This is a genomic window from Pseudoalteromonas sp. ESRF-bin5 (assembly GCF_002632075.1).
In the GTDB taxonomy this organism is placed as follows: domain Bacteria; phylum Pseudomonadota; class Gammaproteobacteria; order Enterobacterales; family Alteromonadaceae; genus Pseudoalteromonas; species Pseudoalteromonas marina.
Genome location: NZ_NTLW01000139.1, coordinates 1 through 23334, shown reverse-complemented (window position 1 = coordinate 23334; position 23334 = coordinate 1). Strand labels below are relative to the sequence as shown.

15 protein-coding genes and 1 pseudogene are annotated in these 23334 nt (G+C 38.3%); 14 read left to right on the top strand and 2 right to left on the bottom strand.

The genetic code is table 11. The features are described from left to right. From eda to BCG07_RS07715, 7 genes are all read left to right on the top strand, one after another. Positions 1 to 429, top strand: a 429-nt coding sequence (gene eda, locus BCG07_RS07745) for a bifunctional 4-hydroxy-2-oxoglutarate aldolase/2-dehydro-3-deoxy-phosphogluconate aldolase (RefSeq protein ID WP_286889660.1), incomplete at its 5' end; no start/stop codon positions are given. Positions 430 to 443: 14 nt separating this feature from the next. Then, on the top strand, positions 444 to 1526 hold the full coding sequence (fbaA, locus tag BCG07_RS07740) for a class II fructose-bisphosphate aldolase (RefSeq protein ID WP_286889658.1): 1083 nt from the start codon (positions 444 to 446) through the stop codon (positions 1524 to 1526). Next, positions 1523 to 2488, top strand: a complete 966-nt coding sequence (locus BCG07_RS07735) for a class 1 fructose-bisphosphatase (protein WP_010558054.1) — start codon at positions 1523 to 1525, stop codon at positions 2486 to 2488. The genes fbaA and BCG07_RS07735 overlap by 4 nt, the downstream gene beginning before the upstream one ends. 433 nt (positions 2489 to 2921) lie before the next feature. Next, entirely contained in the window at positions 2922 to 5657 is a 2736-nt protein-coding gene (locus BCG07_RS07730; RefSeq protein WP_286889655.1) for a poly(beta-D-mannuronate) lyase, read from the top strand. Between the two features lie 298 nt (positions 5658 to 5955). After that, complete coding sequence (locus BCG07_RS07725) at positions 5956 to 8988, top strand: TonB-dependent receptor (protein WP_286889653.1); 3033 nt, start codon at positions 5956 to 5958, stop codon at positions 8986 to 8988. 627 nt (positions 8989 to 9615) lie between these two features. Beyond that, on the top strand, positions 9616 to 12573 hold the full coding sequence (locus BCG07_RS07720; RefSeq protein WP_286889652.1) for a TonB-dependent receptor: 2958 nt from the start codon (positions 9616 to 9618) through the stop codon (positions 12571 to 12573). 184 nt (positions 12574 to 12757) lie between these two features. Continuing rightward, complete coding sequence (locus tag BCG07_RS07715) at positions 12758 to 14146, top strand: diguanylate cyclase (protein ID WP_286889650.1); 1389 nt, start codon at positions 12758 to 12760, stop codon at positions 14144 to 14146. A gap of 107 nt (positions 14147 to 14253) precedes the next feature. Here the strand turns inward: BCG07_RS07715 and BCG07_RS07710 are convergent, their stop codons facing one another. Beyond that, positions 14254 to 15126: an AraC family transcriptional regulator gene (locus BCG07_RS07710; RefSeq protein ID WP_286889649.1), complete on the bottom strand. Its 873-nt coding sequence runs from the start codon at positions 15124 to 15126 to the stop codon at positions 14254 to 14256. Positions 15127 to 15296: 170 nt separating this feature from the next. Here BCG07_RS07710 and BCG07_RS07705 point away from each other — a divergent pair, with 170 nt between their 5' ends. From BCG07_RS07705 to BCG07_RS07680, 6 genes are all read left to right on the top strand, one after another. Next, entirely contained in the window at positions 15297 to 16247 is a 951-nt protein-coding gene (locus BCG07_RS07705; RefSeq protein ID WP_286889648.1) for an SDR family oxidoreductase, read from the top strand. A gap of 65 nt (positions 16248 to 16312) precedes the next feature. After that, positions 16313 to 16987 carry a fibrobacter succinogenes major paralogous domain-containing protein gene (locus BCG07_RS07700; protein WP_286889646.1) on the top strand — a complete coding sequence of 225 codons (675 nt, stop codon included), beginning with the start codon at positions 16313 to 16315 and terminating at the stop codon, positions 16985 to 16987. An 11-nt stretch (positions 16988 to 16998) separates the two neighbouring features. Further along, the gene (locus BCG07_RS07695; protein WP_286889644.1) at positions 16999 to 17736 is read left to right on the top strand and encodes an alpha/beta fold hydrolase; all 738 of its coding nucleotides are present in this window, start codon (positions 16999 to 17001) and stop codon (positions 17734 to 17736) included. A 391-nt stretch (positions 17737 to 18127) separates the two neighbouring features. Next, the gene (locus BCG07_RS07690) at positions 18128 to 18628 is read left to right on the top strand and encodes an RNA polymerase sigma factor (protein ID WP_286889642.1); all 501 of its coding nucleotides are present in this window, start codon (positions 18128 to 18130) and stop codon (positions 18626 to 18628) included. Between the two features lies 1 nt (position 18629). Continuing rightward, positions 18630 to 19289: a hypothetical protein gene (locus tag BCG07_RS07685; RefSeq protein WP_286889641.1), complete on the top strand. Its 660-nt coding sequence runs from the start codon at positions 18630 to 18632 to the stop codon at positions 19287 to 19289. Between the two features lie 145 nt (positions 19290 to 19434). Then, positions 19435 to 21861, top strand: coding sequence for a PAS domain-containing hybrid sensor histidine kinase/response regulator (locus BCG07_RS07680; RefSeq protein ID WP_286889639.1), 2427 nt, complete (start codon positions 19435 to 19437; stop codon positions 21859 to 21861). Positions 21862 to 22145: 284 nt separating this feature from the next. Here the strand turns inward: BCG07_RS07680 and BCG07_RS07675 are convergent, their stop codons facing one another. Further along, a complete protein-coding gene (locus BCG07_RS07675; RefSeq protein WP_502694050.1) occupies positions 22146 to 23078 on the bottom strand; it encodes an Orn/Lys/Arg family decarboxylase in 933 nt (310 codons plus the stop codon). A 90-nt stretch (positions 23079 to 23168) separates the two neighbouring features. Here BCG07_RS07675 and BCG07_RS07670 point away from each other — a divergent pair. Continuing rightward, positions 23169 to 23334 (top strand): annotated as a pseudogene (locus tag BCG07_RS07670) (IS110 family transposase); the annotation flags it as partial.

Genomic DNA, 23334 nt, shown 5'->3' with positions numbered 1-23334 from the left:
AAAGTTGGCGCAGGTACCGTTATTAACGAAGCTATTTTACAGCAAGCAATTGAAGCCGGTTCTGATTTTATTGTAACCCCAGCGGTATCTCCTAAATTACTAACTGCACTCACAAAATGTGGTGTTCCTGTTTTACCCGGCGTATCAAATACCGGTGATATTCTAATGGCGCTAGAGTATGGCTTTGAGGAGCAAAAATTATTTCCTGCATCGTTAGCAGGAGGGGCTCCGTTTGTGTCGGCTGTATCGAGTGTATTTAGAACGGTTAGCTTTTGCCCAACGGGTGGGGTAAGTGAAAGTAACAAAATGGATTATCTTTCTTTAAATAACGTATTTGCTGTAGGTGGTACATGGGTTGCTAAAAAGGAATGGGTTGCACAAGAAAACTGGCAAGCTATTACAGACTCATGTATTCAAGTAATAAAATAGCAGGGAGCGCTAAAATGAACGATTTATCTCAAACTATTTTACCTGGCGTAATAGTGGGTGACGAGGTAAGTGCAATATATAACCATGCGCGTGCTAACCAGTATGCGCTGCCAGCTGTAAATGTAGTTAGCACAACCTCAATTAATGCAACTCTTGAGGCTGCAAAAGAAATGAAGTCACCGGTTATTATTCAGCTTTCAAATGGTGGTGCACAGTTTTTTTGTGGTAAAGGCCTATCATTACCAGAACAACAAGGTGCAGTACTTGGTGCGGTGAGCGCAGCTAGGTATGTACATAGTGTTGCGGCGCACTACGAAATCCCCGTTATGCTTCATACCGATCACGCAGCCAAAAAATTATTACCATGGATTGATGGTTTGTTGGATGAGGGTGAAAGGCATTTTAGATTGACAGGTAAGCCGTTGTTTAGCTCACACATGATCGATTTATCTGAAGAGCCGCTAGAAGAGAACATAGAGATATGTGAGCGCTACTTAGCACGCATGGCTAAAATAGGGATGACACTAGAAATTGAGCTTGGTTGTACAGGCGGAGAAGAAGACGGTGTTGATAATTCTCACCTTGATAGCTCAGCGCTTTATACGCAGCCGGAAGATGTTGCTTACGCTTATGAACGCTTAAGTGCTATTAGTCCTAATTTTATCATTGCCGCTTCTTTTGGCAACGTGCATGGTGTTTATAAACCAGGAAATGTTGTCCTTACGCCTACTATTTTAAAAGACTCACAAGCTTACGTGTCTAAAAAATTCAATTTACCAAGTAATTCAATTAACTTTGTGTTTCATGGTGGCAGTGGTTCAGAGGAAGAAAAAATTGCAGAGTCATTAACGTATGGTGTAGTTAAAATGAATATTGATACCGATACGCAGTGGGCATGTTGGAACGGTATTTTAGATTACTACAACAGCAACGAGGCCTATCTACAAGGTCAAATTGGTAACCCTAACGGTGATGATAAACCTAACAAAAAGTACTATGACCCACGCGTGTGGCTTCGTCACTCTGAGCAGCATATGGTAGCAAGACTTATCCAGTGCTTTAAAGATCTTAATTGTGTAAATCGGTATAGCTTATGAAAAGACTCAATACAGTATTAAAAGAAGATGGTGTAAGAACGGATCTAATTTTACTTATCCGTACTATTTTAGCCACAAGTAAAGAGATTGCGTTTAGGGTTGGTCAAGGTGAACTTGCAGGTGTTTTGGGTTCCACAATGAATGAAAACATTCAGGGTGAAGTTCAAAAAAAACTAGACATAATTGCCAACCAATTACTTAAAGATATTCTTCTTGACGACAGCTCTGTAAGAACCGTTGCCTCTGAAGAAGAAGATCATGCGGTTGGTGGCCACCCTGAAGGCACTTTTATTGTTGCTTTTGATCCACTCGATGGCTCTTCTAATATCGATGTAAATGGTCAAATAGGCACAATATTTACTATTTATTTGGCAAGAGACGACGTACCTTTTGACAGTGATGAGCAGTTTAACCAACCGGGTGTAAGCCAAGTGTGTGCAGGCTATGTATTATATGGCCCTTCATCATTGCTCGTAATGACCACCGGTGGGCCAACACGCTGTTATACCCTTGACTCAACACATGGTGGGTATTTACTCACTAATCCACAACTACAAATTCCTTCGCAAAGCCGAGAGTTTGCCGTAAATATGGCAAATTATCGTTACTGGGATGAGCCTACACAAGTGTACTTTGACAAGTTGCTTTACACATCTGAAAGCTTTGAAAAAAGCTCAATCCGATGGAATGCGGCAATGGTAGGTGATGTACACCGGATATTATGTCGCGGTGGCTTATTTTTATATCCGCAGGATAAACGCGTTGGTAATGACAATGGCAAAATTAGGCTTTTATATGAAGCCAACCCGCTTGCAATGCTCGTAGAAAATGCGGGAGGCAAAGCCACATCGCGAGGCGCTCGAATTTTAGATATAACTCCTGACGATTTACACCAGCGAGTTCCCGTTACTTTAGGTTCGATTGAACCCGTTGATTATTTTAATAATTCAGCGCTAAGCTAATTCGATACCCTTCACTTCGGTTATTTAGTAACAGAGAAAGCTTTTCTCTGTTACTTTCCTTTTCAACTAATTACTCATCTCTTGTTCTAGCAATTCTATTAATACGCTCATTAGTTAAATAGTCATTTGTATTTTAGTGTCATTATTGTAAAGCCAATTGGTAAAAATTTCTTTTTTGTCAATGCTGATTTTTGTACATTTATGCATCCTTTAAATAGGTTGGTGGGTTACCTATGTGCCTTGTATAGGTAAAAAGGTACATTGAGTTCAGTAAATAAGCTGGAAATATCATTTCTATTGTGGTTATATGACCAAGTTGGTTAACAAATTATTTTCAAATAAAGTAAATTTGGTAACAACTAATATGATTATTTGGTAACACACACAATAGCTGGCCAAATATTTAACCTATAAAATGGAGAATAGAGGCATCATGAATTTAAAACACTTTGCACTATGCGCTATTGCAGCGGCAATAGTTGGTTGTGACACTGACGCAAACAACAATGACAACGAACTGGGCTCTATTGCTCTGTCAGGAACAGCCACAAGCGGTCAAACATTAACAACAAACGTGTCAGATCCTGATGGTATATCAGGAACTGTTTCTTATTTTTGGTATGCAGATAACGAAGTAATAGAAGGCGCTAATAGCGCATCGTTTACGCTTACGGACGATCAAATTGGTTTAGCTATCACAGCTCAAGCTAAATATACTGATGATGGTGGTGTTAACGAGTCACATATTTCAGATCCGACCTCTGACGTAGCAGCCATTGCATTTCCAGCAAGCGTAACAATAACAGGTGATGCACTTATCGGGTCAGAGCTGACCGCGAATGTTGAAGACGAAAATGGTTTTGATAGTTTAACAGTTGTATACGAGTGGTTGGCGGATGACGTAGTAATTGAGGGAGAGGTTCTTTCGTCACTCATGCTTACAGAAGCACAGTTTAATAGCGTGATCACCGTTACAGCATCGTTTGAAGACGATCGTGGGTTTGCTGAGTCAGTGACATCTGTTGGCACTGCGCCTGTTGCGCGTGTTAATGCGCAAGGTGATGTAGCAATTAGTGGCACACCCACAGTGGGTAATACGCTTAGTGCTGATATTACTGATATGGATGGTGTATCTGGCGAAGTAACTTATCAATGGTTTGCTGACGATGAAGAAATAGTTGGTGCAACCCAAAGCGAATATATTGTAGAGGCTGCTTTAATTGGGCAAGCTGTATCGGTACAAGTGACTTATACAGATGACAATGGTTTTGTAGAAGATAATACATCAGAAAAAACAATTCCCGTATCGGCTGTTGCGGTTGATGAAGCGGGAAGTATTACAATTATAGGCACATCACCTTACTTAGTTAGCGGTGAATTAACAGCACAACTAACAGATAATAATGGTATTGAAGAAACAAATGTTACCTATAGCTGGTTTGCCGATGGCGTTGAAGTAGCCGATACAAACAGTAATACGTTTTCACCTGCGGCATATGCGGGTGCAATTATATCTGTGAGTGCTTCTTATACCGATAACGACGAATTTGAGGGTTCTGTAAGTGGCTCACTAGAGACGGTAATTTATTCCCAACTTGTTAGCTCACCAACAGAGCTACTAAGTGCGGTAAGTGGCGGCCTTGCTGATGGTGATGTTGTTGGCCTTAATACCGGTGTTTACGCTGATATGGATGAAGTTTTACTCACCAGTGGTGTAACGCTTCGCGCTGTTGAAGAACAAACGCCAGTTATTAGTGGCGAAGTATGTATTCACGTTGCTTCAGGTGTAGAAGGTGCAGCGCTAACAGGCCTTACGTTTAAAAATATAGATACAAAATCAGGCTCATTTTGTGAAACGCAAGAAAGTGCAATTATTTATTCTGAAGGGAATAACTTCGAGTTTACTCAAAATACTATGGATGGCGATGAAGCCGAGTTAAATAATTCGACTTACCACTGGTTAATGATCAAAGGTACGGGCGCGCTAATTGAGCGAAATACATTTAGTAATCGTGATAATGCTGAAAATGGCTCCGTTATTAAAATTGCTTCATCAGGCAGCGACCATGTTGTTCAATACAATTTATTTAGTGGCACCAGTGCGAATCCAAATTTTGGTAACTCAAGCCTTCATTTAATTAATGCGGGAAGTACTACCGGTTCAGATGCAGCTGACAATGCAAACTTTACTATTCAATATAATCGAGTAGAAAACTTTGTAACCGGTCGTCGTTTAATGCGTGTGCAAACATCGGGTGCAACTATTAAAGGTAACACTGTGGTTAACCCTAATGGCGGGATTTCACTAGAGGATGGTGGTTTTAATAACGTGACAGACAACGTTATTATTCGTACCACTGATATTGCAAGCTCTAGCGATCGTCCTGCTGGTGTGCTAATTACACCGCTAGGCCACACAGTTAGTAACAACTACATTGCAGGTATTCGTTCTGGTAATAAAGAGGCTGGTGGAATTGTATTTACAGCAAATCCATTCTCTCAAGCTGATGGCGGTATACCAAACTCAGGCAATCAAGCTGTATTAGATGCGGCGGGTGATTTCACATTAACGGTAACTAACAACACTGTTTTGAACTCTCAGCAACCAATCGTGTTTAGTACTGAAATAGGTTCTCGTGCCCCTGTGGGTGATTGTGATGAACTTACAGTGGATAATGCTCCTGTACTCTATGGCTTAACTAAAAATGCATTTGTCATAAACTTTTATGGAAACCTTATTGCTAATGGCTTAGGTGATCAAACTGATGCAGATACCATTGAAAGTAGCGCCTTAACACAAGGATTATTCTATCCAAATACGCTTGATAGCGACCATGCTTTTGAATACGACTGTGATTTAATCAAGCATGATACATCAGTATTAAGCAACAACTTTGGTTACATGGATAGCCGTGTATCTGGTGATACAAGTGGCGATTGGGTTGCAATCAGAAACCTAAATGGTAACGGCTCATTTGATACCGATGGCGCTATTGATCAAGACCCAGCTGCAAACGGTAAAGAAATACTTGAATATGTATTCGCAGCAAGCACATTACTTGAAACCGACCCAGCAGGTTTACAAGCTGTGGCAGGTGCAAAAGGGCTTTACTACATTCAAGCGAGTGATGTAGGTGTTGGCTCAACATGGGTTGTTAATAACGACTAACCTAAGTAAACACTCTTAATTAAAAAGCCCCTTTTTTGGGGTTTCTTTATGCCTGTGAGTAAAATATGACCGAAAAATGCGTTTGCTTTTCTAATTATTTTTCATTATAAAGCCGCCTGACCCCTTGGTAATACTGGTTTGTGGAAATTGGTATGTTAATTGGTAATGCTTTGGCTGTAAAATTGGTTGATCATCCGTGGTTACTTGAGTATATTAACAACAGTTGTCACATAACTTATACAGATGAATAACAAGTCAACACACAACAATCACACAACAATAACCAACGGAGCATAAAATGTCGTTGAAGTCTTCAAAAAATAATAAAATGCGTTCAGGTCAATTCGCACTGAGCCCGGTAGCTAAATGGGTACGAACAGCCGCTATTGCCGGTGTAGCAAGCTCATGTGTATTTTCAGCGCACGCACAACAAGAACAAGCAAAAGCGACTGAGGTCGAGCCTGATGTAGAAATCATCAGTGTTACAGGTACACGCAGAACAATTCAAGATCAAATAGCCATAAAGCGCGAAGCCACAACCGTTGTTGATGGTCTTTCATCTGAAGATATTGGTGATTTACCTGCTTTATCGATAGGTGAAGCATTAGAGTCTATTACAGGCGCAGCATCGCATCGTGAAAATGGCGGTGCGACAGAAATTACCATTCGCGGCCTAGGCCCATTTTTAAGTGCAACACACATAAACGGCCGTGAAGCGACCAATGGTAGCGGTGACCGCTCAGTAAACTTTTCACAATTTCCATCAGAACTTGTAAAAAAAGTAGCTATTTATAAAACCCAAGATGCTTCGATGATTGAAGGTGGTGTTGCGGGTGTTATCGCACTTGAAACGGTTACCCCATTGGATTATGGCAAGCAGCGTTTGCAAGGTGAGGTTAAACTTAACTACAACCCTGACGAGAGTAATGTAGATAACTCATTACAAAGCGATTTAGGTTATCGTGGCACATTTAGCTATGTTGACCAGTTTGAGTTTGATAATGGTCAGGCAGTTGGCTTTTCTTTTGGTGTGCAACGACAAGATATTTCGCAGCCAGAAGCAGAATACCGAAGCTCTAGCCCATCAGGTTCGTCTCTTTGGGCATGTTTAAATGATCCAACAAATACGAATGAAGGTTTTTACCGCAGTAGTGCAGGTGATTGTGAGGATCAAGTAAACGGAAGTAATAACCAAGGTTATGACACAGAAATTGACCCTGACACAGGCAAAGCCGTGAGTGATGGTACTCCATACGCATGGACTGGCAGCAGCCGAAGCTTTCGTCAAAACGAAACGTCAGACGAGCGTGACGCGGTATTTTTTGCCTTTCAGTACCAGCCGTCTGCAGAATGGGATATTAATTTTGATAGCCAAATTTCTGATAGAACGCAACGAGAAGCACGCCATGATTTAATTTTCTTACAAAAGCGCGCAACACCAGGTGTAACCGGCCCATCACTTGTCACTAACGATGTAGGCGGCATTTTACATTGGGAAGGTGAAGAACGTATTGAGTCTGCTGGTGAGCAATTTTCTCGTGAAGAAAACTACCGTGGTTACGGCTTAAATATCGAACATACTGTAAATGATAGACTGACCATTGATTTAGATTTAGCGTATTCAAAAACCTCGCGTGAAGAACTGCAAATTTCTAACCGAGGCAGAACCGCTGGACGTAATTTCTTCTCGTGGGATATGGGCGATAACATCCCACATTTTACGCTTACTGATTTTGACGTAACAGATATATCTAATTTTACAGACAGCTTAAGAACGCGTATTGACCGTGAAAACGTGAGAGATAACAAAGTTGTGTCTGCTCGTTTAGATTTTGACTATTTAGTTGATAGCGGTATGTTCACCACAATTCAAGGTGGCGTCCGTACCTCAGAGCTTAGCTTTACACAATTTGGTGGAACGAACGGTAACGGCTCTCGTAATCAATTTACTTTAGGTTCAGGTGCTGAAGCGCTCGATGTGCTTCAAGGTTGTCAAATTGATTTTCCTGAATCAGGCTTTTTGTCTAGTGTGTCAGATGGAAATATCATCACGCATGTAGATAGCGATGGCAATGTGGTAGACACAGGGACAGGCTCTTCATGGGCGACTTACGATAATGAGTGTTTTTCTCAAGCCGTTGTCGCGTCTAATGAGGGTGGAGTATTTGAATACCCTGAGGTTGAATACCAAAACGCAGGAACCATTGACGTAACTGAAAAAACAACGGCTGCTTACTTAATGGCTAATTACGATACAGAAATGTTTGGTAAGTTCATTCGTGGTAACTTTGGTTTGCGTATTGTCGATACTGAAGTCACATCAATTGGTTTTAGAAATAGTTTTGACGTTGTTACCAGTGATACAGGGATTCTTTCTCTTGTTGAATCAGACACAGGTACTCTTGATAAAATAAAAGGGGGCGGTGATTACACCAAGTTCTTACCTAGCTTTAACTTAGTGGTCGATTACAGCGAAGATATTTTATTACGTGCCGGTATTTACCGTGGTATGTCGCGTGCAGACCCATCTGATTTAGGTTATAGCCGCTCTTTTCAAGAAGACACATCTGATACGGCCACTACAATTAGTGACTTGTTAGTGGGTGTAAACGGCTCTGGTAACCCAGATACGCAGCCTCTAATGTCATGGAACTACGATGCAGCATTTGAGTGGTACCCTAATGAAGATTCAATTTTTGCATTAAGCCTATACTACAAACAGTTCCAAGGCGGCTTTCAACAGCGCACAGTTATTGAAGACTTTGTTGTAGGGGGGGAAACCGTTTCATTACCTATTACAAATTCAGTAACAAACGACGAAGAGAGTGAGATTTTAGGCCTAGAAACATCATTCTCATACCGTTGGGACAATGGTATAGGTGTTAAGTTTGGTTATAACTATGCCGACACTGATTTTGAATTTGAAGACAGCCTATACGGTGATACATTTGTAACAGACGTTGATGGCAATACAACTCAGCTTAAAGAAGGCATTGTTGAGCCAGGTTCTGTACCAGGGTTTTCTAAGCATGTATTTAGCAGCCAACTTTATTACCAAATAGGTGGCTTCGATACTGCGGTTATTTACAAATACCGTAGTGAGTATTTCCAACCTTATACAAGCAATGGTACACGCTTACGTTATGTTGATTCGGTAGGCGTATGGGAAATGCGTGCATCGTACAAAATTAACAAGCACTTTAGAGTTAAAGCAGAGGCAATTAATTTATTTAGTGCTCCTAAATCTCAAGACTTTTTTGTTGAAGATAACTTAGGTGAAGTAAACGATTACGGCCCACGTTTATTCTTAGGTTTAAGTTATAAACTGTAAAAGTTAGTAACTTATAAAAACCCCCAATTGGTTTAACTAATTGGGGTTTTTTTGTATCTAGGTGGATGTGCATACCTTTATCACTGACTTCTCTAAACTAAACCATCTAAACTGGTCGCAGATTAAATTCAATTCAACTTTTACAGCCTTTGTTGTAAGCCAAAAAAACGCCTTTGCATTTTTATAAGCGTAAATGCGATTAGTCTGTTTTATTTTTGTACCTTTTTATTTTAGCCAAAAGTCTAATAGATTTTCAATTGGTTAACCAATTTAAAGGCTTTTTATACTTTTATAATTAAAAGCTTTCAGTTTATAGCTAAATAATATAACGGAATAATGAACTTAAAAATACAATTTAACTACTACTATAGTGCTGCACGCCTGATTTGAAAACTATATGTTTTACAGGTGGTTGTATTTTTTTCCTACTTTTTTGTAGTTGTCAGGTATGGGGAATTTGTTTTTGGTAATAACAAACTTGAATTATTTTATAATATTTGACTTACAGCGTGGTTGACCTTTTTGGTTTTGAGTGTAAATATTCAGTTAACCTTTTGTAATACATTAATTCAATTTTGTATGAAAAGTAACAAGTAGCATAGCGTTTCACACACACAGGAAAAAACTATGAATCATAATTTATCAAAAATCACACTGGCGGTTATCTCTGCAACGGCAATGAATATGTCTTTATCTGTTCATGCGCAGGAAGAGACAAAAAATGTTAAGGATGACTTAGAGGTAATTGAAGTTTCTGGTATACGTCAGTCTTTAACTAATGCGCTTGCTGAAAAACGTTCAGCAGACAGCCTTGTAGAAATTATTCAGTCAGAGGATATTGGTAAGTTACCTGATCAAAATTTAGCTGAAGTACTTGAGAACGTAACGGGTATTCAGATCACGCGTCAGGCTGGTGTAGGTACGGGTGTTCAAATTCGTGGTACCGATGCAAACCGTACTGAAATAAATGGTGTTTCAACTGTGGGTTCAGGCTCTGGACGCAGCGGCATTAGCTTTGAAGATGTGTCGGCTTCTATTATCTCTAGTTTAGAAGTTATAAAGTCTCCTGAGGCCAAAACAATTGAAGGCTCAGTAGGCGGAACAATAAACCTTAAAACAATACGTCCACTCCAACTAGGTGAACAATTAGCCACAATTAGAGTACAGGGCGAAAATAGTAGTTTAAGCACTGATAGTGGCTTACAACCTCGTTTTTCTGGAACTTTTGCAGATAACTGGGAAGGCGACTTTGGTGAGTTTGGTATTTTAGTAAGCGGCAGTTATGCCGAGCAAGACGTAACAGCATTTCGCCCTCGTGCAGACAGAGACAACATTGTAACCTCTGATAGTGGAGTAGCCAGTGCACAGTCTTTTGACTTTTTACCTATTCAATTTTTTGTCCAAGACTACGATAACTACGAATACGAAACAAAGAACTTTGTAGGTACGCTTGAGTGGGCACCAAATGACAATACTAAGTTTTATTTTGATGCGGTTGTAAACGATCAGGAACGTCGTCAAGAGAGCTCTCGTGTTCAAGCGTCGGGTGTGAGTGCATTGAATGACATTTCGGTTCCTGATGAATTTGAAACAATTAATCTAGGTTCTTTAGGTGGAACTAATTTAGGTTCAATTCAAGCGGCTTTACGCGGTGTAATCCCAGTTAATTTAGCAAATGATGATGACGATCCAAATTTACGTTTTTCGAGTGATACAAATTCTCGTGTTACCGACAGTAATATTTTTAGGCTAGGCGGTGAATGGCAAGGTGATAAATGGTTTGTAAGCGCTGAGGTTGCTTCGTCATCTTCTGATACAACAACACCAAGCTTTAATACTACACTTAACTTCATTAACCCTAATGCACCTTTAGATGCTGGTGGCGGTAATGATAACAGTGTGCCTTTTGAATACGACCTGTCAGGTGGAGCACTTACTTTTGGTATTGCACAAGGTGCTGAATATGCGCCTACGGTTGAGCAATTACTTGACCCTGCAAATGTAGTACTACGTGATGTAAACATTGGTCAAGATACCGTTGAGAACTCTGAAGATGCGTTCCGTATAGATTCAACATATTACACAGACTCAATAGTTACCTCTGTTGATTTTGGTTACCGTTACAGCAAATCGGCGAGTAAGCAAAACGAAATCACATCAAGTGTTGGTCTGCGCTCTATGGCAGATAGCCCAAGAGGTGATTTATTCGCTGATCTTTTAGTTGCCGGTCCTGATAACTTTAATGAGGCTGATGGTCGTTCGTTATACATAGGCGATTTTTTACTGATTGACCCCGAACTCGTGGCATCAGACCCAGATGCAGTACTTGCAACACTTCAGCAAGCATTACAAACTCATGGCTCTAGCCGTACGCTAAATGCACCAACGTCAAGTTCTTCAGGCTTTTTTGATATTGAAGAAATTACCCACGCTTTTTATGCACAAGCTAACTTTGAATACGACATGTTCCGCGGTAACTTTGGTTTACGTTATATTCAAACTGATGTTGAATCGACAGGTAACTCTGTAACGCAAGACGGCAGTGGCAATGAGCTAGTAACGCGTATTACAAATGAATCAGATTATAGCTTTGTATTACCACGTTTAAATTTAGTTGCCGATGTGTCAGAAGATGTAGTGGTTCGTTTTGGTGCAGGTAAAGACATTCGTCGTCCAGATTATAACGACTTATCTACTTCTATTACTTATAGCACGAGCCCAAATGATGAAGTTGAATTTGGTAACCCAGCACTAAAACCAGAAGAAGTATTATCTTATGATTTATCAGCAGATTGGTACTTTACTGAAGCGAGCGTATTTAGTGTAGGTATTTTCCATAAAACGCGTAAAGAACTTCATGTTAATCAGTTAACATCGCCGGTAGAAGACCCAGTAACAGGCTATCGTGATTTAACAGACCCATGTGAAGGGGGTGGCATATTTAACCCAATTGCAGACATTAACGTGTTTGGTCCTGAAAATGGTCGTGGTGTATGTGTAGGTACTGAGACAAAAGTAAATGACACTGGCGAAACAACCCAAAAAGGGATTGAGTTTGCGTTCCAGTATGACCTATCTAGCTTTGAAAAAGATTTAGGATGGGCGTCGGGTTTTGGTGTTTTAGCTAATTACACAATTCAAGAGTTCTCGGGCGGGGAAACAGTCAATAAGGCTACTTCAAGAGCGAGTAACGTATTTGCTGCAAGCACCGGTACACCGGGTATTGAAGTAAGCGAAATACAAGGTTTGCTTAACTTATCAGAAAATGCGTATAACTTTACTCTATACTACGAAAAGTTCGGTTTATCGACACGTATGCGTTACACATGGCGTGAAGGTTACCGCTCAAACGACTTTGGTAGCACGTCAAGCTTCCCATGGGGGTTCCCTGTAGTGCAAGAGGACCGTGGTCAGCTTAATGCAAGTATTAGCTACGATGTAAATGAGCAGCTTAATATTGGCTTAGAAGCCGTAAATATTACTGAGTCTGAAATTAGCCAGTCTTGTGTTAACGAAGGGTCGTTATTGTGTTTCCAAGGCCTTACAGACCGTCGTATTACGTTTGGTGCTAGTTACCGTTTTTAAAATTTATGTTGAAAGTGTGTAGCCTTTGAACGGGCACAAAAAGCAAGCCACTATGGCTTGCTTTTTTATTTTTAAGGTTTAAATAATGAGCAGTTTTTAAATTAAATTAGGTACTAATTGGTTTCATTTTCTCTATTTGTTTACTACCTTTTTGGTATTAATATTTTTTTAAATGAGATCATTCATGAATGGTATCAGTGATTTAAATTTTAAAAACTTACTTGAGTATGCACAAGTAGGTGTGATTATTCATAACTGGGATACATCAATTGTTTACATAAACCCAATCGGTTTGCAGTTACTAAATTTAGATTACGAGCAAGCAATAGGGCGAGACACTTATGACCCTAATTGGACACTCATTGACGAGCAAAGCAATCTAATGTCTGTTGATGATTATCCAGTTAATATTGTTAAAGCTACAAAAAATAAAGTAGTTAATAAAATTATAGGTGTTGTTGGCGGGGCAAAAAAAGACATAAGCTGGTTTATGGCTAACGCTTACTTTGAAGGCCACGATAATGATAAAAACTTTATTGTTGTTACCATCACTGATATTTCTGACGCTAAGCAGCAAATTTCATTTCAAGATGTGGTCGAAAATACGCAAGACATGGTTGTTATTACCGATGCAAAAAATATCAAACACCCTGAAGGGCCTAAAATAATTTACGTAAATAAGGCTTTTGAAGTACTCACTGGCTATACCTCAGCAGAAGTTATTGGTGAAACGCCTCGAATTTTACAAGGTGATTTGACCGATTCTAAAGGCAAACAAAGAATATACGCTGCGCTAGAGCGTCGAGAAGAAGTAACTGAAACACTGTTAAATTATGATGTTAGAGGAAGGCCCTATTGGGTTGAAATGAATATTATTCCGTTGAAAAATAAGTTTGGTGAGGTTACTCATTTTGCAGCAATTCAACGGGATGTTTCAAAAAGTAAATTTCAAACCGAACAGTTAGAAAAACGAAATAAAGATTTAAAAGAGTTAAAAGTTAACCTAGAAAATTTAGTACAAGAAAGAACATTTGAATTACAACAAGCTAAGTCTCAACTTGAAAAAATAGCGTTTTTTGACCCATTAACTGGAATTCCTAATCGTCGCTTTTTTTCAGATCAAGTTAATAAATTAGTCAAAGGAAGTGTCAGGCGTGGGGGTATAATTGCGTTTGGATTATTTGATGTTGATAACTTTAAAGCTGTTAACGATACCTATGGTCATGATGTGGGTGATCGCGTACTTGTTGAATTAGCAAACATATTAACGCACATATTGAGAATTGATGATGTATTTTGCCGCTTTGGTGGTGAAGAGTTTGCTTTTGCTGTTATTTTAAAAGAAATCCACGATGCTGAACCCGTTGCCGAAAAACTTGTAAATTCAATTAGAGATCTTAAAGTGCCCGTTGAAGGTGAAAACACAATAAATGTAACCGTAAGTATGGGGTTAAACGTGGTATCACCAAACAATAGCACTGACATAGATGATGAAATAAAAAAATCAGATGCGGCAATGTACCAAATTAAAAAGTCTGGCAAAGATCGTTATAAAATTATTCATGAACCATAAAATAAGTTGGGTTATGCAATGTTACTAAGCTAATAAGTATAACTTTTCACAAGTTAGGTACTCACTCTTTTACATGTATAAGCCGTTAAAATATCGCTTTTATTGTGCTAATTTTGTTGGCTCCATTGCTTGGGCGATAAGCCATACATTCTTTTAAACTCTCTGCTGAACTGAGAACTGCTTACATAACCCATTTCCATGGCTGCAACGTTGACATTGGTTCCTTGTGTTATTTTCATGGCAGCATGATTAAGCCTCATTGATTTAACAAATTGAATAGGGGACATGTTAGTTGCTTGTTTAAATTTACGATGGAATACAGCGCGGCTCATACCTATTTGGCTAGCCATGTCTTCAATAGTTATGTTTTCATGCAAATGAGAGGATAAAAATGCAATTGAACGTGCAATCTCGTTACCCACACCAAATGCCCGTTTAAACGCATAGCCTGCTTGACCTTTTAACAGCGCGTAATATAGCTCACGCAAGCGTGCTTTCTTCAATATGGCTAAATCAATAGCATCATCGTCGAGCAACAACATTTTATATAACGCATCGGTAAAGTTAGGGTCCCAATTGGCAGTTAAAATACTTTGTGAAGGATAACTCACGTTAGGTATTTGTTGGGTGCTAGTTGCGCTTTGAATCTCGAGTGCTAACTCGGTCATAATTCCTGTATCTATCGAAATATATACACCTATTAATGGGTTATCTGTCGAGGCTTTTGGAGTGCCGGCTTCAATAGGCATAGGCATTGTGCAACATATGTATTGTGTGTTGTCATAAAAGTGTTTGTTGCCATCTAAAATAGCTTCTTTTGTGCCTAAAACAATAGCCGTGACAGAAGGTTCATAGACCGCTGGTGAACATTCAATAGGGTCTGTGATTTTAAATAATTGAATGCCTTCAATACCTGTTTGTACCATGCCGCTTTCATTCATTTTTCTATTAATTAGTTGTAGTATTTTGGCTTTACTCATAGTCAATAATCACTCGTTAAACAGGTGGTAAAATTAGCATTAGAGTTTGTGTAACTCAACAAGGTGATACAAATAGGCATGTTTTAAGGATTATTAAGCCTTTTAGCATGTGTGGCTGAGATTATAATGTCTGCATATCAAAATTAACGTTATTCATCTCGGACAACATTATGACGCAAAAAAATCAATTTGGGCCTAACGGCTGGACACCTGAGAACTTAAGCGCTTTGCATGGCAAAACTTATCTAATTACGGGAGCAAATACAGGCGCAGGCTTTCAAGCAACTCGCATATTACTTTCTAAGGGAGCTAATGTTGTTATGCTAAATCGTAATCCAAGTAAATCTGTGCTGGCAATTACAAAGCTCAAGGATGAATTTGGCAGCGGGGCAAACGTCAGCTTTATAACATTGGATTTAGCCGATTTGACATCAGTACGCACTGCTTGCACAGAAATTTTGATAAAAGTACCTCAAATTAACGCACTAATTTGTAATGGTGCAATAGCGCAAGTTGAGCAGCAACAATTTACAGCAGATGGTTTTGAAAGCCAGTTAGGCGTTAACCATTATGGCCATTTTTTATTATGCGGTTTGTTGTTTGAGCGAATTAACACATCGAAGGGACGTATTGTTGTGGTGTCGAGTGAAGGGCACAAAATGGGGCTTAAAACAATTCAGTTTGAAGACATGAACTGGGATAAAAATTACAACGCAAATAAAGTGTATAGCCAAAGTAAATTGGCGCAAATGATGTTTGCTTACGAGCTACAAAATAAAGTTAAAGCGGCCGATAAAAATGTGGAAGTGTATGTTTGTCATCCTGGGGCATCAAACACATCATTAATTAGGGAAACAGCAAGTTTTGCTACTAGGTTATCGTGGTCATTTATGGTCAAACTGGGTGTTGCTCAATCAGCTGAAAAAGGCGCTTATCCAGAAGTAATGTGCGCAGCTCAAAGTAACCTAAAACAGCATGCCTACTACGGACCAACCGGGTTTTTAAACTTTGGCGGCCCTGTAGGCGAATGTAAGCTCGAATCATTTGTGTTAGATAAAAAGGTTTTAACAAAAATATGGACGCTTTCGGAACAACAAACAGCATTTAAATGGCAACTGTAGAAAGCAATATTTACTTGACGGGCACCTCACCTATGAAACATTTCATTTATATATTGGGAGTATTTATGTCGGCCTCAACAACGTTAGAGAATGAACTTATTAGCGAACAAAACACTTCACAACCATCAATAAATAGCGCGTTGGTTCAGGATCATGAAGGTAATATTTATCGAACAGTTACGATTGGTAAACAAATATGGTTAGCTGAAAACCTTCGTGTGACTAAGTTTCAAGATGGCTCAAAGGTTAATACTGGCTTTATACCTAATGATGATAAAAGTAATTTAGCTATTTATGGTAGGCTTTACGATTGGTATGACGTAACAGATACGCGAAACCTTTGCCCAGAAGGATGGCGAGTCGCCTCTGATGAAGACTACAAAGCTTTAGAGATAGCTATAGGAATAGATAAAACAGACGTGGATAAACTTGGGTGGCGTGGACAAGACGACGTGGCAATTACGTTAAAAGTAAAGCAACCCGACACTATTTTTAAGCGTTTTAATCAATTGCAAGTAAATAAATACGGCTTTTCTGCTATGCCTGCGGGGGGCAAATTAGGAAATTGGTATATCACTCAGGGTATGTATACCGAGTTTTGGACAAGCACAAATGCAACTAATTCTGAGGCTTATGCAAGAACACTTGCTTATTCGTGGTGGAACTCTCACAAGGGCGAAATTCGCCGTGCGAAGCTTAATAAAGAGTATATGTTTTCAGTTCGATGCGTAAAAATTTAGGTGGTTAGATAATGCTATTAAAAATTACATTTGTGTTGTTTATTACACTTTTTACAGCAACAGGTTGCGTAAATACGAACCAAGCTTCGTCGGGCGATGATATTGATAAAGATCTTATTGTGCTGGCACATGGATTAGGAAGAAGCGATTGGGCCATGTGGAAATTAGCTCAAAGGCTAGAGCAAGCAGGGTATAAAGTATGCAGTTTAGATTACGCAACAATTGGCGAAAGTGTTGAGGCAGTATTGAAAGACACAACAAAACAAATTGATGCCTGTATTATCAATGCCTCAAAAGTGCACTTTGTAGGGCATTCTTTAGGTGGATTAGTAATTAGAGCATATTTACAAAACGCTAATCACACACTAAAAAATGTGGCTATAGGAAATAGCGTTTTAATAGGCACGCCAAATAAAGGGAGTGAACTGGCTGATCATTTTAAAAACTCTTGGTTAATTACTTTAGGAGGCGGCATCAGCAAATCATTAGTTACAGGTGTGAATAGCCTTGGTAATAATTTGGGAGAGTTAACTGTAAAGTTTGGCGTAATAGCAGGTACAAAGTCGTTTAGCTTAACTAACGATAAATTTAATGGTGTTAATGATGGGCTTGTATCGGTTGAATCCACTAAATTAGCGAACATGCATGATTTTATTACAATTAACGTAAGCCACTCTGAAATGCGCTACAACGAAAATGTTGCTTATCAAACTGTACATTTTTTACAAACAGGTTATTTTAAGCACTAATTTTATGTATATTTAGCTAGCTACTATCAAAAAATACTTCAGTTTATTTAACCTTATCAAAGAGGTTAAAAGCCACCGTTTAAATATTAAACCCACTTAATTAAGACTCTTCAGCAATGTTTACCATCGACTAAAAATAGAGAGATAAGAACGCGTTTAATACTTCAATTAAATTTTTTTATTTAAACTTGTGATTATTTCGCAGTTGCTGCGAATAACTAGGTAATAAATTAAGTAGATATTATTTTAGGCTCGATATGTTTTAAATAGTATTTAAAACATATCGAAGGCATACCCGTAAATAGGGCTAGAGTGCTTTATGCTATTAAATAAACAAACTTTAAAGTCTTAATATTATGAAATTAAGAAAAAGTGATGGATTAACCAGTAAATGACCACAATTAAAAAAACACAATTTGCTCAAGCAATGGAGCAACATAAAGGCATTATTTATAAAATTGTGAATTCATACTGTCAAAACAAAGATGACCGACAAGACTTAGCCCAAGAAATATTAACAACGATGTGGCTAGCTTATGATAATTACAACAATACTTATAAGTTTTCAACGTGGATGTACCGAATTTCGCTGAATGTAGCTATATCTTATTACCGAAAAGACAGTCGGCGAGAAGATAAAGCAAATGAAGAGTGCATAGTGAAGATTGCTGACTTATCGCAAGAAGATGAGAGTAACGAGGTGGTAAAGCAGTTATATGAGTTTATTGGTCAACTCGATAAATTAAATAAGGCGATTATGCTCCTTTATTTAGAGAGTGAATCTTACGAAAGCATAGCGAATAGCTTAGGGATCAGTAAAACCAATGTTGCTACGCGAATTAGTCGAATTAAACACACATTAAAACTTCAATTTGAAACACGGGATTCTTAACATGAATTTAGATAACTTTAAAAGCGCTTGGCAACAACAAAGCACTGATACACATAGTGCTATTGAAATTAATCAAGCAAAGCTTGCTGAAATAAAAATAAATAAACAAATAAAAGTACTTAATAAAATGAAATGGGCACGAATAATTGAAAGCTGTGTGTTTCTTATTATTATTGTACTGTTGTGGAAGTATATTGCTGCAGGCTTTACTTTTTCAGCGCCAATAATTTCAGGCTTTGTCCTCAACCTGTTTGCCATCATTGGGCTTGCAGGAAATATTGGCCAAATTGTTTTAATTTCAAACATTGACTATTCAAAACCAGTTAACCAACTACAAAAAGATTTTTACCGTGTTTGTTCTCATAAATTAGAATTGACCAAGTTGCTACTTATGTCAGTTCCCTTTTATCTTGCTTATGTTTTTATTGGGTTTGATCTACTTTTTGGAATTGATTTATATCAGTATTTAGAGCTGCACATGATTTGGTTTTACTCTTTGTCGTCAGTACTGCTTTTTATAGCTACAGCATGGGTATTTGCTAAATTAAATTATAAGAACATTTCTGAGAAATGGGTTAATGCGAGTGTTCAATTTATTGTTGGTAAACGTTTGGTCACTATGGCTGAGTTTTTAAATAGCTCTGAGTTAATAGAAAGTTAGTTATCAAATGCTGTGTTTGTGTAGAAAATAGTTAATGATTTTTTTGCATAAACTCTTTAGATAATTGATTTTTCTGTAATTAAGCTGCCAAATTTTTTCATCGCTTCTATACTATGTAAAACGCGTAGTTAATGAGTTAGAAGTAGTGCCTGCCAGTAAAAATAATCTAGAGCAAGAAAACACAAAACTAAAGCGAGCGATTGCTGAGCTTACTTATGAACGAGATAAGTACAAAAAAATCTTTGACGCTTCGGCCGACGCGTATTCAGTTATCGATTTAAGCTCAGGTAAGTTTATAGAATGCAACCAAGCAGCTATTGATATGCACGGTGTTAATAGCATGGGCAACTTTTTAAACCTTAGTCCTGCTGACTTGTCACCCGAGTTACAACCCTGTGGTAATCGTTCAGATGTTTTAGCTAAAGCGCATATAAATTGCGCCATAGAACAGGGCTTTCATAGTTTTAAATGGATACATTCGCGTTTAGATGGCACAACGTTTAACTGTTTAGTTAACTTGACTGGATTATTCATAGAGGGCAGTCAATTAATATTGGCGGTTGGTCGAGACATATCCGATATAGAAATAGCCCAAAAAAAAATCAGTACCGAAGCTTCAGAAAAGCAGCGATTTAAACAAGCGTTTTTGGGAGAAAAAGAAAAGTTTGAAAAGTTTGTTGATTTGGCACCCGTTGGTATTGCAATTAATTCAATATCTGACGGCAGCTTTGAGTTTGTGAATGAGGAGTTTGGCAGAATCACAGGCTATAGCGTTGATGAGCTAAATCAAATGGACTATTGGCAGCTCACCCCTGAAAAGTACGAGAAACAAGAACATGAACAGCTAGAATTACTTGCTAAATATGGCCAGTATGGGCCGTATCAAAAAGAATACATACATAAAAACGGCAATGTATATCCCGTATTATTATCGGGTATAAAAATTACAGATAGCAAAGGTGAAACATTTATTTGGTCTGTCGTTCAAGATATAGCTCATCAAAAACAGAGTGAGCAACAAATTAAAACGGCGAAAGAAAAGGTGGATTCTTTTGCTTTGCGTATGCAATTAGCCAATGACTCTGCGGGTATTGGGGTATGGGAGTTAGATTTAAAAACAGAAAAACTAGTATGGGATTCTTGGATGTACAAATTATACGGCATCTCAGAGTTAGAGTTTTCCTGCACATACCAAGCATGGCTTGATAGAGTTCATGTCGATGACGTTGAACATAATGAACGTATGTTGGATGAAGCAATCAACGGGGTAGGCATTTACGACCCAGAGTTTCGCGTTGTACACCCTGATGAAAATATCCGGACAATTAAAGCAAGTGCAGAGATATTGAGAGATTCGCATGGCGTTGCCATAAAAGTAGTTGGTGTAAATTACGATGTAACCGAAAAAGTAGATGCAATACGAAAATTGTTCGATGCAAAGTTAGCTGCTGAAAATGCTGCACAATCAAAAAGTGACTTTTTGGCTAATATGAGTCATGAAATTCGCACCCCTATGAATGCAATTCTAGGTGGTTTGCAACTGTTAAAAAATATTAATTTACCTGAAGAGTTAAGGGCAGTACTTAAAAATGCCTCTTATTCGGGACAAAGCCTTTTAACTATTATTAACGATATTTTAGATTACTCTAAGATAGAGTCCAACCAACTACAGTTAGAAAAAGCATCATTCTCATTAACTGAGGTATTAAATTCTATAACCTATGACTTAGACTCCTTAGTTAGTGAAAAACGTATCGGCTTTACCGTAAATAAAGATGAAAGTTATTACGAATATTGGGTAGGTGATTTAGTTCGAGTTAAGCAAATACTATTAAATTTAAGCTCTAATGCGGTTAAATTTACAGATAAGGGAAGTGTTAAAATAAACGCGAGCAGTAAAGTTTTTGAAGGTAAAGAGGCTATATATCTAGAGGTTGTAGACTCAGGAATAGGTATGAGCAAGGAAGTTACTGAGCACATTTTTGAGCGGTTTACTCAAGCAGACTCCTCTACAACAAGAAAATATGGCGGGACAGGTTTAGGCATGTCTATTACCACCAGCTTAGTTAAAATGATGGGCGGCGAAATCGATATCCAAAGTAAGCAAGGGCTTGGTACAACTGTCACGATTAAATTACCATTACCTAAAGCAAATAACATAGCAGATAAAGCCCCTAAAAAATCGTTTAAAGCGCCTAATTTAAAGGGTAAAAAAATACTTATTGCTGAAGATAACAATATTAACCAAGTGTTGATTAAAGCCATGATGGCTAAAACAAATGCCGATATTACAATTGTCGAAAATGGTTTACTTGCGTTTGAGGCAGTTCAACTAGAGTTGTTTGATTTGGTATTTATGGATATTCATATGCCGGTTATGGATGGGATTGAGGCTAATCAACAGATAAAAACAATACTGCCAAATTTGCCTATTATTGCGTTAACAGCCAATGTAATGGATAAAGACGTAAAACATTACTACCAGCAAGGTTTCATCTTTCATGTACCTAAACCAATCGATATCAACGAGTTATATGGCACACTCAGGCGTTGTTTGTATTTAATCGCTTAATTAATGTTGGCTATATAAAATAAGGCCTGTCCAATAGAAAAGTATTTGGTTTTGAAAATAACATCAGCAGGGTTTAAAAACTGCTGACAAATTTCTCGTAGAATATTGTATGTAATACTAATCTGCAATAATACTTAATCATTTTTCGAGGCTAAACATGTCGCTACCTGCGTTACAAAATGTTCATTTAGAGCAACTAAATAGTGATATTTTTGCCTAGCTATCAACACGTTTTTCCAGCCTCAAAATAGCTCACTTAATTAAGTGAATGGGTCCAATACTTGTTATTTTTCTATTTTACCTTTTAGAACATAAATTTCACCATCAAAGCTACCTTGAATAGTTAACCCTTGACCGGCAAGCTCTTTTAAGTATTCGATATGTTCTTCAGTGATGTGTTGCCCTGGAACTAATAACGGTATGCCTGGAGGATAGGGGGTAACTAAACCAGCACAAATACGATTATTGCTTTTAGCAATAGGCACCGACTCGCGTTCGCCATAAAAAGCATCGCCTGGAATACACGCTAAATCGATGGCTGGTAAGCTTTCTGGCAAGCGAGAGCGCCTTGTTGATTTGGCTAGTTTTACTCTCCCACTATCAAGTTTTTTTAATGCATTGTATAAACGAATAATCTTTGAACGAGTACCACCAAGCGTTAATAATACCAAAATTGTACTGTGAGTGTATTTTTCTATTTCTAGGCCAATTTCATCTAATAAAAACTTATGAATGTCTTTTAATGAGTAGGGTAATTCACTAATATCGATAAGGATTTTTAGTGGATCGTGACCCATATTATCTTCACTAAAGTGTGGAAATATTTCCATAAAATCGTCTTTACCCAGCACTTTAATGTATTTCAACGATGCCATTTGTTGTTTAAATTCGTCGACATGGTTTAACAAGGCATTAAGTAATTTATAGCCTTCCATTTCCAATTGTTTTTGGCATACGTCAAGCGAGGCAATAAGCTGATACTTGGGCGATGTACTGGCGTAAATACTGTAAATTTCTCTAAAAAAATCTGCATCGAAGTCTGGATCATTCACATGAATATAAGACGCCTGTGAAAACGCCGATACCACTTTATGTGCTGAATGAGTGACATAATCGGCTCCAGCATGAATGGCTGAGTAGTAACGCAGGCTCGGGTGAAACAAAGAGTAAGCAAACCAGGCTTCGTCAATGAATACTTTAGACATAATGACTCCCACACGGTGTTAGCCTCCGCTTTTCGTGGGTTAGCTTAATTCAAAGCCAGAGCCATAATTAGTTTGTCAATTAACTAAACAGCAGAGGCTAACATGAATAAACATAGCATACTTTTTATCGGTCTTGATACACATAAAGAATTCAATGAAGTTGCCTATATTGAAGAACATAGAGGTGCGCAACCTGTTCATCTTGGCCGAGTTTCGTCTTCCAAAATGGCCGTTCAAAAGCTTGTTCGCCAGTTCGAATCGAAATACC

What these genes read in the sequence shown, in the direction of transcription:
- fbaA (WP_286889658.1), top strand. Translation starts at nt 444, where the DNA reads ATGAACGATTTATCTCAAACTATTTTACCTGGCGTAATAGTGGGTGAC.
- BCG07_RS07735 (WP_010558054.1), top strand. Translation starts at nt 1,523, where the DNA reads ATGAAAAGACTCAATACAGTATTAAAAGAAGATGGTGTAAGAACGGAT.
- BCG07_RS07730 (WP_286889655.1), top strand. Translation starts at nt 2,922, where the DNA reads ATGAATTTAAAACACTTTGCACTATGCGCTATTGCAGCGGCAATAGTT.
- BCG07_RS07725 (WP_286889653.1), top strand. Translation starts at nt 5,956, where the DNA reads ATGTCGTTGAAGTCTTCAAAAAATAATAAAATGCGTTCAGGTCAATTC.
- BCG07_RS07720 (WP_286889652.1), top strand. Translation starts at nt 9,616, where the DNA reads ATGAATCATAATTTATCAAAAATCACACTGGCGGTTATCTCTGCAACG.
- BCG07_RS07715 (WP_286889650.1), top strand. Translation starts at nt 12,758, where the DNA reads ATGAATGGTATCAGTGATTTAAATTTTAAAAACTTACTTGAGTATGCA.
- BCG07_RS07710 (WP_286889649.1), bottom strand. Translation starts at nt 15,126, where the DNA reads ATGAGTAAAGCCAAAATACTACAACTAATTAATAGAAAAATGAATGAA.
- BCG07_RS07705 (WP_286889648.1), top strand. Translation starts at nt 15,297, where the DNA reads ATGACGCAAAAAAATCAATTTGGGCCTAACGGCTGGACACCTGAGAAC.
- BCG07_RS07700 (WP_286889646.1), top strand. Translation starts at nt 16,313, where the DNA reads ATGTCGGCCTCAACAACGTTAGAGAATGAACTTATTAGCGAACAAAAC.
- BCG07_RS07695 (WP_286889644.1), top strand. Translation starts at nt 16,999, where the DNA reads ATGCTATTAAAAATTACATTTGTGTTGTTTATTACACTTTTTACAGCA.
- BCG07_RS07690 (WP_286889642.1), top strand. Translation starts at nt 18,128, where the DNA reads ATGACCACAATTAAAAAAACACAATTTGCTCAAGCAATGGAGCAACAT.
- BCG07_RS07685 (WP_286889641.1), top strand. Translation starts at nt 18,630, where the DNA reads ATGAATTTAGATAACTTTAAAAGCGCTTGGCAACAACAAAGCACTGAT.